This is a genomic window from Billgrantia kenyensis (assembly GCF_013697085.1).
Classification (GTDB): domain Bacteria; phylum Pseudomonadota; class Gammaproteobacteria; order Pseudomonadales; family Halomonadaceae; genus Halomonas; species Halomonas kenyensis.
The window spans coordinates 1-15,835 of sequence record NZ_JACEFT010000011.1 but is presented as its reverse complement, the minus strand read 5'-3'; the positions used below and the strand labels follow the sequence as shown (position 1 = coordinate 15,835).

At 63.5% G+C, this 15,835-nt stretch carries 19 protein-coding genes; 12 read left to right on the top strand and 7 right to left on the bottom strand.

The genetic code is table 11. From position 1 onward, the window contains the following. Positions 1–44: 44 nt before the first annotated feature. Genes ugpA through H1D44_RS10435 form a run of 4 tightly spaced genes read left to right on the top strand, consistent with a single transcriptional unit; the run spans position 45 to position 3,298 of the window. Complete coding sequence (ugpA, locus tag H1D44_RS10450) at positions 45–929, top strand: sn-glycerol-3-phosphate ABC transporter permease UgpA (protein ID WP_181514802.1); 885 nt, start codon at positions 45–47, stop codon at positions 927–929. Positions 930–944: 15 nt separating this feature from the next. Beyond that, the gene (gene ugpE, locus H1D44_RS10445) at positions 945–1,793 is read left to right on the top strand and encodes a sn-glycerol-3-phosphate ABC transporter permease UgpE (RefSeq protein WP_181514801.1); all 849 of its coding nucleotides are present in this window, start codon (positions 945–947) and stop codon (positions 1,791–1,793) included. Position 1,794: 1 nt separating this feature from the next. Further along, positions 1,795–2,847: a sn-glycerol-3-phosphate import ATP-binding protein UgpC gene (locus H1D44_RS10440; RefSeq protein WP_181514800.1), complete on the top strand. Its 1,053-nt coding sequence runs from the start codon at positions 1,795–1,797 to the stop codon at positions 2,845–2,847. A gap of 1 nt (position 2,848) precedes the next feature. Further along, positions 2,849–3,298, top strand: coding sequence for a GNAT family N-acetyltransferase (locus H1D44_RS10435; protein ID WP_181514799.1), 450 nt, complete (start codon positions 2,849–2,851; stop codon positions 3,296–3,298). A 178-nt stretch (positions 3,299–3,476) separates the two neighbouring features. On the opposite strand, the gene gmhA is transcribed toward H1D44_RS10435, so the two are convergent. After that, positions 3,477–4,070 carry a D-sedoheptulose 7-phosphate isomerase gene (gmhA, locus tag H1D44_RS10430; RefSeq protein ID WP_238984493.1) on the bottom strand — a complete coding sequence of 198 codons (594 nt, stop codon included), beginning with the start codon at positions 4,068–4,070 and terminating at the stop codon, positions 3,477–3,479. Between the two features lie 217 nt (positions 4,071–4,287). Between gmhA and H1D44_RS10425 the strand changes: the two genes are divergently transcribed. The 4 genes from H1D44_RS10425 to H1D44_RS10410 all read left to right on the top strand — a co-directional run bounded on the left by H1D44_RS10425 (position 4,288) and on the right by H1D44_RS10410 (position 7,356). Next, on the top strand, positions 4,288–5,562 hold the full coding sequence (locus H1D44_RS10425; RefSeq protein ID WP_238984494.1) for a glycosyltransferase: 1,275 nt from the start codon (positions 4,288–4,290) through the stop codon (positions 5,560–5,562). A 77-nt stretch (positions 5,563–5,639) separates the two neighbouring features. Then, positions 5,640–6,446 (top strand): inositol monophosphatase family protein, encoded by an 807-nt coding sequence (locus H1D44_RS10420; RefSeq protein ID WP_181514797.1) that lies wholly within the window; start codon positions 5,640–5,642, stop codon positions 6,444–6,446. Positions 6,447–6,550: 104 nt separating this feature from the next. Further along, on the top strand, positions 6,551–6,700 hold the full coding sequence (locus H1D44_RS10415; protein ID WP_181514796.1) for a hypothetical protein: 150 nt from the start codon (positions 6,551–6,553) through the stop codon (positions 6,698–6,700). Between the two features lie 155 nt (positions 6,701–6,855). After that, positions 6,856–7,356, top strand: a complete 501-nt coding sequence (locus H1D44_RS10410) for a GNAT family N-acetyltransferase (protein ID WP_238984495.1) — start codon at positions 6,856–6,858, stop codon at positions 7,354–7,356. Positions 7,357–7,406: 50 nt separating this feature from the next. On the opposite strand, the gene H1D44_RS21245 is transcribed toward H1D44_RS10410, so the two are convergent. Further along, on the bottom strand, positions 7,407–7,499 hold the full coding sequence (locus H1D44_RS21245; RefSeq protein WP_338073471.1) for a hypothetical protein: 93 nt from the start codon (positions 7,497–7,499) through the stop codon (positions 7,407–7,409). 9 nt (positions 7,500–7,508) lie between these two features. Beyond that, a complete protein-coding gene (locus H1D44_RS10405) occupies positions 7,509–8,828 on the bottom strand; it encodes a ferredoxin reductase family protein (RefSeq protein ID WP_238984496.1) in 1,320 nt (439 codons plus the stop codon). A gap of 158 nt (positions 8,829–8,986) precedes the next feature. Between H1D44_RS10405 and H1D44_RS10400 the strand changes: the two genes are divergently transcribed. The 4 genes from H1D44_RS10400 (at position 8,987) to H1D44_RS10385 (ending at position 12,251) form a co-directional block, all read left to right on the top strand. After that, positions 8,987–10,285, top strand: a complete 1,299-nt coding sequence (locus tag H1D44_RS10400; RefSeq protein WP_181514794.1) for a Glu/Leu/Phe/Val family dehydrogenase — start codon at positions 8,987–8,989, stop codon at positions 10,283–10,285. A gap of 84 nt (positions 10,286–10,369) precedes the next feature. Next, the gene (locus H1D44_RS10395; protein WP_181514793.1) at positions 10,370–11,137 is read left to right on the top strand and encodes a pseudouridine synthase; all 768 of its coding nucleotides are present in this window, start codon (positions 10,370–10,372) and stop codon (positions 11,135–11,137) included. Between the two features lie 20 nt (positions 11,138–11,157). Next, entirely contained in the window at positions 11,158–12,003 is an 846-nt protein-coding gene (tcdA, locus tag H1D44_RS10390; protein WP_181514792.1) for a tRNA cyclic N6-threonylcarbamoyladenosine(37) synthase TcdA, read from the top strand. A 23-nt stretch (positions 12,004–12,026) separates the two neighbouring features. Further along, a complete protein-coding gene (locus H1D44_RS10385; protein ID WP_181514791.1) occupies positions 12,027–12,251 on the top strand; it encodes a DUF1653 domain-containing protein in 225 nt (74 codons plus the stop codon). A gap of 9 nt (positions 12,252–12,260) precedes the next feature. Here the strand turns inward: H1D44_RS10385 and H1D44_RS10380 are convergent, their stop codons facing one another. The 4 genes from H1D44_RS10380 to bfr form a co-directional block, all read right to left on the bottom strand. After that, on the bottom strand, positions 12,261–13,028 hold the full coding sequence (locus H1D44_RS10380) for an ABC transporter permease (protein WP_181514790.1): 768 nt from the start codon (positions 13,026–13,028) through the stop codon (positions 12,261–12,263). A gap of 9 nt (positions 13,029–13,037) precedes the next feature. After that, positions 13,038–13,835: an ABC transporter ATP-binding protein gene (locus tag H1D44_RS10375; RefSeq protein WP_340162529.1), complete on the bottom strand. Its 798-nt coding sequence runs from the start codon at positions 13,833–13,835 to the stop codon at positions 13,038–13,040. After that, positions 13,832–14,881 carry an ABC transporter substrate-binding protein gene (locus H1D44_RS10370; RefSeq protein WP_181514788.1) on the bottom strand — a complete coding sequence of 350 codons (1,050 nt, stop codon included), beginning with the start codon at positions 14,879–14,881 and terminating at the stop codon, positions 13,832–13,834. The genes H1D44_RS10375 and H1D44_RS10370 overlap by 4 nt, the downstream gene beginning before the upstream one ends. 295 nt (positions 14,882–15,176) lie before the next feature. Next, entirely contained in the window at positions 15,177–15,659 is a 483-nt protein-coding gene (bfr, locus tag H1D44_RS10365) for a bacterioferritin (RefSeq protein ID WP_181514787.1), read from the bottom strand. Positions 15,660–15,835: the final 176 nt, after the last annotated feature.

Here is a 15,835-nt window from a genome sequence, read left to right as displayed (position 1 = left end):
TTCATTGTGGAAGGCGGCGTCTCACCGTTCCGCCGAGTAGAAGCATGCAAACCAAACGCATGACGTTTCCCGGTCGCTGGCTGCCCTATGCGCTGCTGGCGCCCCAGATCATCATCACCCTGATCTTCTTCATCTGGCCGGCGAGCCAGGCACTCTATCAGTCGCTGCTGCGTGAAGACGCCTTCGGCTTGAGCACCACTTTCGTCGGGCTGGCCAACTTTTCGCGGCTGTTTGCCGATGCTTATTACCTCAACTCCTTGTCGGTGACCGCCGTGTTCGCCATCGGCACCACCCTGCTGTCGATGAGCGCGGCCCTGCTGCTGGCTGTCACCGTCAACCGAATGCTGCGCTCACGCGATGGCTACACCACCCTGCTGGTGTGGCCCTATGCCATCGCCCCGGCGATTGCCGGCGTGCTTTGGTGGTTCATCTTCAATCCCTCCATCGGCATCGTGCCCTACGTTCTCGACATGCTGGGCTACCGCTGGAACCACCGCACGTCCGGGGCGGACGCCATGATCCTGGTGATCATTGCAGCGGCCTGGAAGCAGATCGCCTACAACTTCCTGTTCTTCCTGGCTGGGCTGCAGTCGATCCCGCAGTCGCTGATCGAAGCCGCCGCCATCGACGGAGCCGGACCGGCCAAGCGTTTCTGGACCATCGTCTTCCCGCTGCTCACGCCGACCACGTTCTTCCTGCTGGTGGTCAACGTGGTCTACGCCATGTTCGATACCTTCGGCGTCATTCACGCCACCACTCAGGGCGGGCCCGCCCAGGCAACCAACATCCTGGTCTACAAGGTCTACGCCGACGGCTTCGTCGGCATGAACATCGGCAGCTCCGCGGCCCAGTCGGTAATCCTGATGGCCATCGTCATCGCTCTGACGGTGATCCAGTTCCGCTTCATCGAGCGCCGCGTCAACTACTGAGAGGCACGCAACGTCATGGTCGAAAACCGGCCCTTGGGCAACCTGGTTGCCCATCTGATTCTCATCCTCGGCGTGGCCCTGGTGCTGTTTCCGGTCTATGTGGCCATCGTCGCCTCCACCCAGGGGCCAGGCGAGTTCCTGCGCGGCACGCTGCCGCTGGTACCGGGAAGCCACGCTCTGGAGAATTACCGCGCCATGTGGGAGGCCGGGCTCTCCCGCGCAGGTGCTCCGCCGGCAGGCCAGATGCTGTGGAACAGCCTGGTGATGGCGCTGGCCATCACCTTCGGCAAGCTGTCCATCTCGCTGCTGTCGGCTTTTGCCATCGTCTATTTTCGCTTTCCGTTCCGGCTGTTCTTCTTCTGGATCATCTTCATTACGCTGATGCTGCCGGTGGAGGTACGCATCATCCCGACCTTCCGCGTGGTGGCGGATCTCGGGATGCTCAACAGCTTCGCCGGCCTCTCCATCCCGTTGATCGCCTCGGCGACCGCCACTTTCCTGTTCCGTCAGTTCTTCATGACGATACCGGAGGAGTTGCTCGAAGCGGCCCGGGTCGACGGCGCCGGGCCGCTGAAGTTCTTCAAGGACATCCTGCTTCCGCTGTCGATCACCAACATCGCTGCGCTGTTCGTGATCATGTTCATCTACGGCTGGAACCAGTACCTGTGGCCGCTGCTGATCACCACCGACCCCGATTACTACACCATTGTCATGGGTCTGCAGCGCATGACCACCGCCGCCGACGGCGACCCGCAATGGCACTTGGTGATGGCCGCTGTCGTCATGGCCGCGCTGCCCCCGGTGCTGGTGATCCTGTTCATGCAGAGATTGTTCGTGAAGGGCCTGACCGAGACGGAGAAGTAAGATGGCACGCATCAAATTGGAAGGCCTGAAGAAGACCTATGCTGGTGGCGTCCAGGCGGTAAAGGGCATCGACCTGGAAGTCGCCGATGGAGAATTCGTAGTCCTTGTAGGCCCCTCGGGCTGCGGCAAGTCGACCCTGCTGCGCATGGTGGCGGGGCTGGAGACGATCAGTGAGGGACGCCTGGAGATTGGCGATCGTGTGGTCAACGACCTGGAACCCGCCGAGCGTGACATCGCCATGGTGTTCCAGAACTACGCGCTCTACCCCCATATGACGGTCTTCGACAACCTGGCCTATGGCCTCAAGAACCGCGGTTTCAAGCGCGACGAGATCGAGCGGCGAGTGCAGGAAGCGGCACGCATGCTGGAAATCGAGGAGTTTCTCCCGCGCAAGCCACGCAAGCTCTCCGGCGGCCAGCGCCAGCGGGTGGCCATGGGCCGGGCGCTGGTGCGCGAGCCCGCCGCTTTCCTGTTCGACGAGCCGCTCTCCAACCTCGATGCCAAGCTGCGCGTGCAGATGCGGGTCGAGATCAAGCAGCTCCAGCGTCGCCTCAAGACCACCAGCCTTTATGTCACTCACGACCAGCTCGAAGCCATGACACTGGGCGACCGCCTGGTGGTGCTCAATGGTGGGCGCATCGAGCAGGTCGGCACCCCCATGGAGATCTATGCACGCCCCGCGTCGATCTTCGTGGCGACCTTCATCGGCTCGCCGGCGATGAACTTGATTCCACTGGACTATCTGCGTGAGCGGGGCAATGGCCTACTCGACGACCTGCCCGAAGGTACCGACATCGTCGGTATTCGCCCCGACGACCTGCACATGCAGGCGCCGAGCGGCCCTCACCTGGTGGTGGAGTCCAAGCTGGAGCTGTTCGAGGCTGCCGGGGCCGAGAGCCACCTCTATGTACGCCTGGCCGGCAGCGAGCAGCCCACGGTGATCCGCACCGCCGGCCAGCCGCCGGTGTCAGAAGGCGAAACCTTGCGCTTCCACGTGCGCCGCGAGGCGCTGCATCCCTTCAACCACGAGAGCAACAAACGTATGGGGGGTTGAGATGGCCGATAACAGACTTGCTCACTTGGGCGATTACGAACAGCTATTCACACTCTATCGGGAACTCAACCCCGAAGACCCCATTCCGGATGAGAGGACTCGATGCGCCTTTGAACGCATCCTGGAAAGTCCCGGCCTGGTCATCTTCGTCGCCGAGTCGAACAGGACACTGCTGGCGACCTGCTATCTCAACATCGTGCCCAATCTCACCCGAGGGGCACAGCCCTACGCCTTGATCGAGAATGTGGTGACTCGAGCCACACATCGAGGTCAGGGCCTCGGCAAGCGGCTCATCCGTCATGTCCAAGAATATGCCTGGTCACGGGGTTGTTACAAAATCATGCTACTAACGGGTTCTGAAGAGCCAGCGACTCATGCCTTCTACCGAGCCTGTGGTTTCTCCGGCGATAGCAAGCATGGTTATATCATCCACGCTCCGCATAGCCGTTAGAAAATCGCGAGCCTCGTACCGCACAACTTATCAAAGTGCGTCGTTGTGCAGCGACATTCTCTGCCCCCATCTCGACACTTGGATTGAACCGAGCCCACGATAGCATTGATACCCGGGCAACAATCACTCCTCACCAAGTTGACTTGATTAGCCGCAAGGGGTGGACATCAAAGGAAAATTAATAATTCTCGGGAAACAGCTCCCGTTCCACCAGCTCAATCAGGATGTGAATGACCTTGATATGCAGCTCCTGCACCCGGTCGGCATACTGACCTGCCGGCGTGCAAAGCTCGATATCCGCCAGGTCGCCAAGTACGGACCCCTTACGCCCCGTTAGCGCGATGACATGGATGCCATGACGCTTGGCATGCTCCGCCGCGGCGAGCACATTGGCACTAGTACCACTGGTGCTGATAGCCAACAGACAATCGTCCTCACGACCATGGGCCTCCAAGTAGCGAGCGAACACTCGATCATAGCCATAATCGTTACCAACACAGCTCAAGTGACTCGGGTCACTGATGGCAGCCGCGGGCAAACCCTTGCGATGCAACCGGTAACGGCCCGACAGCTCTTCGGCGAAGTGCATGGCATCGCACATGGAACCACCGTTGCCACAACTGAATACACGCCCACCACGACGAAACGTATCGCTAAGCTGCTGCCCGGCCGCTGCAATAGTGCGTAGGGTCTTTTTATCCTTCAGCAAGGCATCAAGTGCCGCTCGCGCCTCGCTCAGACTGTGGTAGATGTGCTGTTCCATTTCACTCATGTCGCTTTTCTGCCTTGTGGATGCATGAAAATAGATAGAGAGTGCCAGTTTGGCTCGTCAAAGTGACAAGGCGATAACGTGCCGTTTTCAAGGGTAGGTCGATCCGTTGAGCGAAAGCAGCCGCTCTCGCCCGGGCAGGAAGTACGCCCCGCCTTGTCACCATGGCGTCACTCCACTTACGCAGAATGATGGCGTAACCTCCATGGCGAGCCGAACCATGAACATATTGATGCTTTCCGACGTCTACTTCCCCCGCATCAACGGTGTCTCCACCTCGATCGCCAGCTTCCGAGATGCGCTGCAAAGGCTCGACCATTCCGTCACCCTGATCTGCCCCGGCTATCCCGTGGGGCAAGTGGATGAACCGGACGTACTGAGGGTCTCCTCGCGCGGCGTGCCTGGCTCCCCCGAAGATCGCATGATGCACTATCGCGAGGTGATGAGGCTGGCGCCGCGGCTCGCCGAGGAGCACTTCGACCTGGTGCACATTCACACCCCCTTCGTCGCCCACTACACCGGCGTGGCGCTGGCAGGGCGGCTAGGCATACCGGCCCTGGCCACCTACCACACGCTGTTCGAGGAGTATCTCCCCCTCTATGTTCGCGGCGTACCCAGCCGTTGGCTGCGTTTCCTCGCCCGGCGCTTCTCGGTGTGGCAGTGCCGCCGGCTGGCAGCGCTGGTGGCTCCATCGAATGCCATGCACGACACACTCCTGCGCTATGGCGTCAAAACACCCATGGCAATCATCCCCACCGGGTTGGCGCTGGAGCGCTTCCGTCTCCCCGTCGAGGACGCTGACTTCCGCGACCGCTACCACCTGCCGAAAAAAGCCCGTCTGCTGTTGTTCGTCGGACGCCTCGCCTTCGAGAAGAACATTGCCTTTCTGATCGACCTGCTGCCCCGTGTGCTGGCCGAACATCCCAATACGCGCCTGATCATTACCGGCGAAGGACCGGCCCGAGCGGCCTTGGCACGCCGGGCACGGCAGATCGGCATGGAGTACGCCGTGTACTTTCTTGGCTACCTGGGCCGCAACGGCCCTCTGCAGGCCGCCTACCGTGCGGCCGATGCCTTCATCTTCGCCTCCCGCACCGAAACCCAGGGGTTGGTGCTGCTGGAGGCCATGGCGCTGGGCACCCCGGTCGTCTCCACCGCCATAATGGGCACCCGCGACGTACTGCTGGATGGTGAGGGCTGCCTGATCGCCGAGGAAGATCTCGATGATTTCGCTGCCAAGGTGAGCCAACTGCTCGGCGATGAAGCGTTGCGTAGTGAACTGGCGCAGCGTGCCGTGACCTATGCAGCAAGCTGGCACGAGGATACTAAGGCCGCAGAACTGGCCGGGCTTTATGCTCGAGCAGCAGGGAGCGGCAACGCCAGGGCGGTGCCACTCGCCACGCTCACGGCCTGCAGTACCCAGCAGACGGTATCGTCTGCGACAGAGGTATTACCCCCCGAAGCCAATGAAAAGGAGCAGACGCCGGTCATGTGAGACAGCGGCAGGTGTCAATTTCCCGACATCTTCAGGCAATAACATGTTGGCTTTGGCCATGATTCAAGAGGCTCAGCATGACAAACGTTTCCTCACTCACTCTGATCGACACGCTCAAGCAAGCCGCTCAGGCAGCGGGCGAGATCCTGCGAGAGGGCTATCGGGCCGCCGGCACGATCGACTTCCAGTGCAAGGGCGCCTCGGACTTCGTGACCGACTACGACCGGGCAGCAGAGCGGGCCATCATCGACACCGTGCGCCGCCACCATCCAGAGGTGGGTTTTCTGGGGGAGGAAACGGGCGCAACGCCGGCTCAAGACAGCCCCCTCGAGGTGGTCATCGACCCGCTGGACGGCACCAACAACTTCCTGCACCGAGTGCCCCACTTCTCGGTATCCATCGCCGTGCGCCAGGGCGACCAGCTGACCCATGGGGTGGTCTACCAACCACTGCTCGACGAGATGCTGTGGGCGGTCCATGGGCAAGGCGCTTACCTGGGCAGCCGCCGTATCGTCGCCTCTCCGGCCCGCCCCATGCCGGAAATGCTCCTCGCCACCTGCCTGCCCTATCATGCCAAGGGCGACTGCCCTACCAGCCTGCGCCAGCTCACGGCAATGATGCCGGCCGTGGCCGGGATTCGGACCCCCGGCTCGGCAGCGCTGGAGATCGCCTACACCGGCCTTGGCCGCTTCGATGCCTTTTGGTCTCAAGGCGCCAGGCTCGACCTGTGGGACGTGGCCGCCGGGATCGTCTTCGCCCGGGAGGCAGGCCTTGTCGTGACTGACCTCGAGGGCAACACCAATCCCGCCGAATGGCACAGCCTGCTGGTGGCCCATGCCGAGCGGCACGATGAGCTGCTCGATGCCTTGCTTCAGGTAGGCTGACCACCTCGGCAAACGTCAAATTAGCCCGGCCCGGGTCGTCACCCTGCTGTCATCATCCGTCGTTAACGTCGGAGAGACCTAGCGCTTCGACAGGAGAAAGCCCGATGCCACGGCCCCCCCGCGAGCCGCTCAGTGACGAGGAGATCGAATTCCTGGTCCAACTGGCAAACGGCAATGCCCTGGCCCGTCATCGTCGCCATGAGCGCGAACAACGGCGTGCGGCGCAGCAGCGCCGGCACGAGAAGCGTGACTGAAGGCAGCTGCCCTGGAGCGAGGCGTAAGCCGTCACAGCGTAGTGACACCCCGGATGCATTGAAGATTGTGCAGAGCAAAATAGAAGTCGCTATGCTTTGAGTAGCATCGGCAACAGGAGCACGGCCACCAGGGCCCTTCGCATATGGACGTGAGAGTGAAGCGCAGGCTTCGCCTGCGCCCCGCGACAACCCGGGACCAGCCACTGCTCGAGCGCTGGTCCTTTCAGCCTCATGTCGAGGCCGCAAGCCCGAATACCAGTTGCAGTAGTAGGCTCGAGCAGCCGCCCGGGTGGCGCCAAAGGTTCATAGGCGAACTCGACCGCCACCCCATCGGGTATATCCAGCTCACCGAGCCGGCCCGCGAGAATCGGGGCGCCTCTTGGGCCGAGGAAGGCGACGCCAGGCGCAACATCGACCTGTGGATCGGCGAGCCTGGGTATCTTGGCCAAGGCTACGGCTCAACCATGCTGCAATTGGCCCTGGCGCACTGCTTCAGCGACCTGCGGATCACAACAGTGTGGCTCGACCCGCCAGCCGACAATCACCACGCCCATCGCTTCTGCGAGCGCCTGGGCTTTCGCTTCATCGAGCAGCGTCGGCTGGGCGAAAGTCACAGCCGCTCCTACTGCATGGAGCGCCGTGACTGGCTTGGGTGAAACACTATCCAATGCCCCCGAGCCTGGTGGGACGCTGGCGTGCCCAGGCATCACCACGCCAGCCACAGCGCCAACAGCACCACGATCAGCAGTAGCAGGCCACTGGCCACGCTACCAGCCCATTTGGCGATGACATGCAGCATGCGCTCCTCCTAGACAATGTCGAAGCGGTCGGAATAGATCCGCGTGGGCGACGCCCCCAGTTTGAGTAGTGCCCTCTCGGCGGCATCCATCAGCGGCTCCGGCCCGCAGATGAAGTACTCCCGGCGCCCGTCGTCGGGCGGCAGGCGACGCCGCACCAGGGCATCGTCGATCTTGCCCCTCTCCCCGCTCCACTCCGGCTCGGGATCGCTGATGACGTGGATGACATCAAGGTCCAGCGTCTGCTCGAGTTCACTGAGCTCGTCGCGGAAGGTAGCGTCCTCCCAGGTCTTGTTGGCGTACAGCAGCCACAGCGGCCGGGTGTCCCCCTGGTCGCGCAGCGAGCGCAGGATACTCATGATTGGAGTGACGCCGATGCCACCGGCGATGAGCACCGCACCCGAAGCGTTGTCGGGCTCGGGCACGAAGGCACCGTAGGGGCCCTCGACGAAGGCGCGCGTACCCGGCGTTACATCAGGGAGCCTGTTGGTGAAGTCGCCCAGGCGCTTGGCCGTGAAGGCGAAACGCTTGCCGTCTGTGCTTGAAGAGGCCACCGAGAACGGGTGCTGCTGCAGCGAGAACGGCGTCTCCCCCACGGTGATCCAGAAGAACTGCCCGGGGGCGAAGTCGAGTCGATGCCCTCCTGCGGCCTCCAGGGTCAGGGTGGCAGCGTCGCCGCGTTCAGGTTCATTGGCCACGACCTTCCAGGGGCGCTGGCGCAGGCGCCATGGCCTGAGCAGGCGAGACTCGACCACCAGCAGCAGCGACAGGCAGACCAGTGCCCCCAAGGCCAGGGTAGTGATCACGCCCTGCGTGTAGTGCTGCACCATGACCGCATGCCCCAGCCCGCCAGCCACGACGAACAGTGTCAGCCCGCCGTGCAGAGCCCGCCACCACTCGTAGGAGAGCCCGAAGCGCGTACGCCATAGCGAACTCGCCACCAGCACCAGCATAGCCAGCAACAGGAGTATCAGCGTGATGGCACGCAGGGTGTCCTCGCGGGGGTCGAGATACTCGATCCAGGCCGGCCGGGTGGCGAGCATGACCAGCGGATGCGCCAGCACCAGGATCAGGGCGAAGATGCCGGTCTGGCGGTGAAACTGCAGAATGTTGTCGTGGCCCACCGACTCGGCGAACCAGCGATGGCGACCCGAGATCACCGCCTGACAGGCAAGCACCCCGAGCGCCAGGAATCCCAGAAACGCGCCGAGCTCGGCCCCGAATTCCCTCACCTCATCAGGTCGAATCGCTACGGCAATGCCAAGGGGCAGCAGGGCCAGCAACAAGTAGGCTCCACACCACAGCATCGCGCTCCGGGCCAATCGACTCACACCAACCTCCCTGTCAGCCATCCAAGTCTCTGACCAAGATAGTGCTTCGCCATGTAATCTTTTGAAATTTTATGTTTTTTCACCCTCGGCTCAATAATCAGTCGAGGCTGCTACGCTGAATCAGGCAAAGACGGATCACCACCATCAGGAGGAAGCCGATGTCCGGGCAAATGGATCATGCCAACCTGTTCGACGATGCACGCACACGTCTCGTGGAAGTGTGCCAGGCCATCGAGATACAAGGCGATGCCAGGGAGCGCTTGATGCAGCCCAGCCTCTCACTGCAGGTCAGCGTACCGGTACGCATGGACGATGGCAGCCTCAAGGTCTTTCCCGGCTGGCGAATTCAGTACAACACCACGCTGGGGCCCGCCAAGGGCGGTATCCGCTTTCACCCGGATGTCAGCCAGGAAGAAGTCACCACCCTGAGCTTCTGGATGGCAGTCAAGTGTGCCGTCGTCGACCTGCCCTACGGGGGCGGCAAAGGCGGTGTGAAGGTCGACCCCAAGAAACTCTCCAAGCTGGAGCTGGAGCGCCTGGCACGCGGCTATATCCGTGCCATTGCCGATGTCATGGGCCCAGAGCGCGACATCCCCGCACCGGACGTCAACACCAATGCCACCGTGATGGGCTGGATGGCCGACGAGTTCGACCATCTGGCCCGCGGCAAGGTACCCGCTGCGATCACCGGCAAGCCCCCTGAGCTAGGAGGGTCGCTGGGGCGCGTGGCCGCCACTGGGCGCGGCGCCCTGCACGTTCTAGACCTGTGGGCGGCTCGCGAAAAGCGTAAGCCCGAGGAGACCCGCGTGGCGGTCCAGGGCTTCGGCAATGCCGCCTATCATTTCGCCCGGTTGGCATATGAGCAGGGCTACCGCATTGTCGCGGTGTCCGACTCCAAGGGAGCGATCTACAGCCAGGATGGGCTCGATCCCGATGCCATCAAGGAGCAGAAGGAGCGTAACCGGCGCCTGCATGACATGGTCTACTGCGACGACTCGGTGTGCGTTGCCGAGGACGTCGAGAAGATCGATCGCGACGAGCTGCTCACCCTGGAAGTGGACGTGCTGGCTCTGGCGGCCCTGGAAGACCAGATCCACGAAGAGAATGTCGATGAGGTCAGGGCCGGGGCACTGCTCGAGATCGCCAACGGGCCGGTCAGCAGTCGCGCCGATGAACGGCTCGAGGAACGCGGCATTCCGGTGCTGCCCGACGTGCTGGCCAATACCGGTGGCGTCATCGTCAGCTACTACGAGTGGGTGCAGAACCGCAGCGGCGAACGCTGGTCGGAGGAGGACATCAATCAGCGGCTGGCCCAGCGCCTGGAGCGCCAGAGCGAACTCGTCTTCAAGCGTGCCGAACGGGAGGAAATATCCTATCGCCGCGCGGCGTATCGCCAAGGCATCGAGCGTATCGCCCACGCCATCGAGCTGCGCGGTAACTGTCAGGATAGCGAGTGAGCGAGACGGCCAGCCGCGGCCCGGGGTGACAAGGATGGCGCCCAAGGCGACAATGGCCGCCTTTCGTTGCCGAACCGGGCCATCATGACGAACCCTCTGAGCCTCCTCTACCGGGACGACCACCTGGTCGCGGTGCACAAGCCATCGGGGCTGCTGGTGCATCGGTCGAAGCTTGCTGGCGGCGAGCGTGAGTTTCTGCTGCAGCGCCTGCGAAACCAGCTCGGCCAGCGCGTCTATCCGGTACATCGCCTCGACCGGCCCACGTCCGGCGTCATGATCTTCGCCCTGGACAGCGCCACCGCAGCCCGGCTGGGCGAAAGCTTTGCCGCACGGCAGGTCGCCAAACGCTACCTCGCCGTGGTGCGCGGCGTCGGGCCCGGGCAGGAGCGGCTCGACTACGCCCTGCGCGAGGAGGATGGCAGCCGGCCCAAGGCAGAGATGCCGGCACTGGAGGCGCTCACCGAGGTGAAGCGGCTCGACAGCGTCGAGCTGCCGGTCTCGGTGGATCGCTACCCCACGAGTCGCTATTCGTTGATGGAGGTGCGACCGCTGACCGGCCGGCGCCATCAGATCCGCCGCCACCTGTCGCGGCGAGGCTATCCGATCATCGGCGACGCCAAGCACGGCAAGGGCAACCACAACCGCTTTTTCGCCGGGCGGCTGGGCTGCCCTCGGCTGCTGCTGGCCGCCGTGGAATTGAGCTTCGAGCATCCCGTCGAAGGCGGGTGGATCGACATTTCCTGCGGCCTGGATAGCGGCATGACTGCCCTGTTCCAACGCTTTGGCTGGGCCGGCCACCTGCCGCTCGACGGGGCCCGCCAGCGGCAGGCTCCCCTCCTCGCTTCGACCTGACCGGAGACTCGAGACGCACCATGACTGTTCCCCCCCTCTCCCAGGATGTTGCAGCGCCACAGCAAGACGACTACGACCTCCGCTTCGGCGGGATTCGCCGCCTCTATGGCGCTCGTGCCCTCCAGCGCTTTCGCCAGGCCCATGTGGTGGTGGTCGGCGTGGGCGGGGTCGGCAGTTGGGCGGTGGAGGCCCTGGCCCGCTCGGGAATCGGCCGGCTCAGCCTGATCGATCTCGACGACGTCTGCGTTTCCAACGTCAACCGTCAGCTGCCCGCTCTCGACGGCACCATCGGCCGCCCCAAGGTGGAGGTGCTTGCCGAGCGCTGTCGGGCGATCCAGCCCAGCATCGAAGTCATCGCCGATACCGCCTTCGTCACGCCCACCAACCTGGCGCAACGTATTCCCGAAGAGGCCGACTACGTGGTCGACGCCATCGACAGTGTGGTTGCCAAGGCTGCGCTGATCGCCTGGTGCAAGCGGCGCAAGCTGCCCATCGTGGTGGCCGGGGCCGCCGGCGGGCAGAGCGACCCCACGCGCATCAAGGTGGCGGACCTTGCTCGCACCGAGCACGACCCGCTGCTGGCCAAGGTGCGCGCCCGGCTGCGCCGGGATTACGGCTTCTCGCGCAACCCGAAGCGGCGCTTCTCGGTGGAGTGCGTCTATTCTGAAGAGCAGCTGGTCTATCCTGACGCAGAGGGCGAGATCTGCCTGCAGAAGCCCGCCGCCGGCGTGCCGACCCGCCTCGACTGCGCTTCCGGCGTGGGAGCAGCCACCTTCGTCACCGGCAGCTTCGGCTTCTTGGCCGCCTCCCGGGTCCTCACCCGCCTGGCAAAACGCGCTGCCGAGAGTGGCAGCCGAGAACGATAACGACTGAACTGGAGCCCTGCGCGATGTCCCACCCCCTCCCCGTTCCCGGCATCTACTGCCATTACAAGGGCAACCGCTACGAAGTGCTCGGCGTCGCCCACCACAGCGAGACCGAGGAGCCGCTGGTGGTCTATCGCGCCCTGTACGGCGACTACGGCCTGTGGGTACGCCCGCTGGCCATGTTCACCGAAACCGTCGAGGTGCGCGGCGAACCAGTGCCGCGCTTCGACCTGGAGAAGGCATTCTAGCCCCTCCTCTCAGCGCTGGCCTCGATGCGCCCATCCGGTCATCCGCTTCTCCAGAATCGCAAACAGCTCGTACATCACCATGGCCATGGCACTGATCACGATCAGGCCGGCGAACACCAGCGCCATGCGCATCTGCGAGCCGGCGCTCATCATCAGGTAGCCGATGCCCTGGTTCGACGCCACCGTCTCGGAGACCACGGTACCGACGAAGGCCAGGGTGATGGCGATCTTCAGCGAGGCGAAGAAATAGGGCAGCGAGCGCGGCAGGCCCACCTTGAGCAGCACGTCCATGCGCCGGGCGCCGAGCACCCGCAGCACGTCCTCCATTTCCGGCTCCAGCGTGGCCAGGCCGGTGGCCACGTTGACCACGATGGGGAAGAAGCAGATCAGGAAGGCGGTGAGGATCGCCGGCACCGAGCCGATGCCGAACCACACCACCAGGATCGGCACGAAGGCCACCTTGGGGATGGCGTTGAAGCCCACCAGCAGCGGATAGCAGGCATGGTAGAGAAAACGCGAGGAGCCGATGATGAAACCCAGCGCCAGCCCTACCGCCACGCCCAGGGCGAAGCCCGCCATGGTGGTCCACAGTGTCTGCCACGAATGCATGCCGATGGGGCCGGCGAAGGTCACCAGGGCCTGGGCGGTGGCCGAGGCGCTAGGAAAGATGAACTCCGGCACCTGCAGCAGGCGCACAGTGACTTCCCAGATCACCACCAGCGCCAGCACCGCGACCCAGGGCGCCAGCCGCTCGATCAGCTTGTCTCTCTTGGTCATGCTCGCTCCTCAGGCGCTGCGGATGTCGCCGATCAGGTTGCGCAGCTCCTGCACCATATCGATGAAGGGCTTTTCATAAGTGACCGCCAGGTCGCGGGGGCGCGGCAGGTCGATCTCACGACGCTCGATGATGCGCCCCGGCCGGCGGCTCATGACGTAGACGGTATCGGCCAGGAACGCCGCTTCGCGCAGATCGTGGGTCACCAGCACCACGGTAAAGCGCTGGGCCTCCCACAGGTCGCGCAGCACGCACCACAGCTCCTCACGGGTGAAGGCGTCCAATGCACCAAAAGGCTCATCCAGCATCAGCAGGCGGGGACGGTGGATCAAGGCGCGACAGATCGAGGCGCGCTGCTGCATGCCGCCGGAAAGCTGCCACGGGTACTGGTCCTCGTAGCCCTCGAGCCCCACGGTACGCAGCAGGTCGCGAGCCCAGCCGACGAACTCCGCCCGGCGCTGGCGAAACTGCGAGCGGTAGGGCTTGACGATCTCAAGCGGCAACAGCACGTTGTCCAGCGTGGTACGCCACGGCAGCAGGTTGGCGCTCTGGAACGCCATGCCGCAAATCTTCAGCGGCCCGCCCACCTCGACGCCATCCACCTTGACGCTGCCGCCAGTGGGGGCGTGAAGCCCGGTGCACAGCTTCATGAAGGTCGACTTGCCGCAGCCGGAGGGGCCGACGAAGGCGACGAACTCGCCCTCCCCGATGGAGAGCGAGATATCCTCGATGGCGTTGCCGGAATCGTCGTAGGCCAGGCTGACCTGCTGGAAGTCGACGAAGGACGTGGAGTCTGCCAAAGCCGTCACTCCCCGCTCTCCGGGAAGATCATGCGCTCCTCCTGGGGCGGCAGGAAGCGTGAGGTGAAGACGTGCTCGGGCTCGGGAATCTCCGGCAGGTCGTAGGCGTCGGCCACCAGCTGTATCGCCTCGCGCAGTCGCGTCTCGTCGACGGCCCCGGCACCGTGGGCGCGGGCATCCTCGGTATCGATGACGCTGTCGATGGCCAGTTTGAGCCGGCGGGTCTCCATTTCCACGTCGATCAGTGAATCGCGACTGCGCACATAGTCGATGGCGGCCTCGGGATCGGCCAGGGTTTCCGCCAGAGCCCGGTTGAAGGCGCGCAGGAAACCCTCCACCGCCTCGGGGTTCTCTTCGGAGAATGCCTCGCTGGCGATGATGGCATTGCCGTACAGCGGCACGCCATAGTCCGGGAAGGGCAGGATGGTCAGCTCCTCCTCGCCCATGCCGCGCCCCTCGAGGTTGAGCAGGCTGGTGAAGTAGAAGCCGGTGATGGCATCGACATCGCCGCGCACCAGCAGCGTCTCGCGCAGCGTGGGGTCGACGTTCTGCCACTCGACTGCGTCCGCCTCGATGTCGTTGGCCGCGGCGAAGATGCCCCAGGCACGGTAGCCGGTATCGAAGGCCGGCGCGGCCAGCGACCTGCCGGCCAGGTCCTCCACGCTCTCGATGCCGCGATCCTTGCGCGCGAATACCGTGGCCGGCGTCCCGTCATAGACCACGTAGACGCCCTGGATGCCGGGGCTACCGGGATTCTCGGCGAGAAACTCCACCAGCGCATTGAGATCGCCGAAGCCCATCTCGTAGGCCCCCGAAGCGACCCGGTTGATGGCCCCGGCGGAACCACTGCCGGAGTCGATCTGGACATTGAGCCCTTCCTCGGCGAAGTAGCCGCGTTCGACTGCCATGAGGAAGGGCGCCGACGGGCCTTCGAAGCGCCAGTCGAGCTGGAATCGAATCCGAGTTTCATCTGCCTGCGCCAGGCTGCCGGCGATCAGGGACAGGCCAAGTGCGCCGGCCAGCAGGCCAGAGGTACGACAGAGGTGACGGCTCATGAAGGATGACCTCGCGATGTGTGGTTGTAGTTGTTCTATGCAATCGCCCTGCCAAAGCCTCCCCTGGTGGCAATGAAGCCCGATCGGATGAGCCATATCAGGGCATGGCGCCAGGACCGACCGCACCATTTCGACGCATGGCAGGCGGATTGCCGCGCCTCCTGCACCAGCTTAGTTCATGACTCAGAGGTTCAAGCGCCGCCCTGCTACGCTCCTTCAACGCCAGGGGGCCATAATACAGAACGGCACCGACCTGGGTCGGTGCCGTTCGAATGACAGCGGGGCCGGCGGGGCGCTATTCGTCGCCGGCTTCCTGCATCTGCTTGAGGATGTAGTTCTCGATGCCCACCTTGTCGATCAGGCCAAGCTCGGTCTCGATATGATCGATGTGTTCTTCCTCATCGGCGAGGATATGGCGGAACAGGTCACGCGACACGTAATCCTTGACCTGCTCGCAGTAGGCAATGGCTTCGATGTAGTCCTGGCGGCCCTCGTGTTCAATCTTGAGATCGGACTCGAGCATCTCGCGCACGTTCTCGCCAATGTGCAGCTTGCCGAGGTCCTGCAGATTGGGAACACCCTCGAGGAACAGGATACGCTCGATCAGCTTGTCGGCGTGGTTCATCTCGTCGATGGATTCGTCGTACTCCCACTTGGCCAGGGCCTTCATGCCCCAATCCTTGTACATCTTGGCATGCAGGAAATACTGGTTGATCGCCACCAGTTCATTGCCGAGCGCCTTGTTGAGGTGCTCGATGACCTTGGCATCGCCTTTCATTGCCTTCTCCCTTTCGTCAGTCTCTTCGCTGGTCGGTCCATGCCTTGCCTGTCGTCGCATGATACTCAGCTGTTCATGCTAGACAGTATTAGCGCAGGAATCGAGTAGGAGGGGGAGTCGCCTCCCCCGTCCTCTCACACCACCGGGCATACGGGTCCGTACCACGGCGGTTCACG

Excerpts from the sequence above, each read along its gene's own strand:
- ugpA (WP_181514802.1), top strand. The coding sequence starts at position 45 with ATGCAAACCAAACGCATGACGTTTCCCGGTCGCTGGCTGCCCTATGCG.
- ugpE (WP_181514801.1), top strand. The coding sequence starts at position 945 with ATGGTCGAAAACCGGCCCTTGGGCAACCTGGTTGCCCATCTGATTCTC.
- H1D44_RS10440 (WP_181514800.1), top strand. The coding sequence starts at position 1,795 with ATGGCACGCATCAAATTGGAAGGCCTGAAGAAGACCTATGCTGGTGGC.
- H1D44_RS10435 (WP_181514799.1), top strand. The coding sequence starts at position 2,849 with ATGGCCGATAACAGACTTGCTCACTTGGGCGATTACGAACAGCTATTC.
- gmhA (WP_238984493.1), bottom strand. The coding sequence starts at position 4,070 with ATGAGTGAAATGGAACAGCACATCTACCACAGTCTGAGCGAGGCGCGA.
- H1D44_RS10425 (WP_238984494.1), top strand. The coding sequence starts at position 4,288 with ATGAACATATTGATGCTTTCCGACGTCTACTTCCCCCGCATCAACGGT.
- H1D44_RS10420 (WP_181514797.1), top strand. The coding sequence starts at position 5,640 with ATGACAAACGTTTCCTCACTCACTCTGATCGACACGCTCAAGCAAGCC.
- H1D44_RS10415 (WP_181514796.1), top strand. The coding sequence starts at position 6,551 with ATGCCACGGCCCCCCCGCGAGCCGCTCAGTGACGAGGAGATCGAATTC.
- H1D44_RS21245 (WP_338073471.1), bottom strand. The coding sequence starts at position 7,499 with ATGCTGCATGTCATCGCCAAATGGGCTGGTAGCGTGGCCAGTGGCCTG.
- H1D44_RS10400 (WP_181514794.1), top strand. The coding sequence starts at position 8,987 with ATGTCCGGGCAAATGGATCATGCCAACCTGTTCGACGATGCACGCACA.
- H1D44_RS10395 (WP_181514793.1), top strand. The coding sequence starts at position 10,370 with ATGACGAACCCTCTGAGCCTCCTCTACCGGGACGACCACCTGGTCGCG.
- tcdA (WP_181514792.1), top strand. The coding sequence starts at position 11,158 with ATGACTGTTCCCCCCCTCTCCCAGGATGTTGCAGCGCCACAGCAAGAC.
- H1D44_RS10385 (WP_181514791.1), top strand. The coding sequence starts at position 12,027 with ATGTCCCACCCCCTCCCCGTTCCCGGCATCTACTGCCATTACAAGGGC.
- H1D44_RS10380 (WP_181514790.1), bottom strand. The coding sequence starts at position 13,028 with ATGACCAAGAGAGACAAGCTGATCGAGCGGCTGGCGCCCTGGGTCGCG.
- H1D44_RS10370 (WP_181514788.1), bottom strand. The coding sequence starts at position 14,881 with ATGAGCCGTCACCTCTGTCGTACCTCTGGCCTGCTGGCCGGCGCACTT.
- bfr (WP_181514787.1), bottom strand. The coding sequence starts at position 15,659 with ATGAAAGGCGATGCCAAGGTCATCGAGCACCTCAACAAGGCGCTCGGC.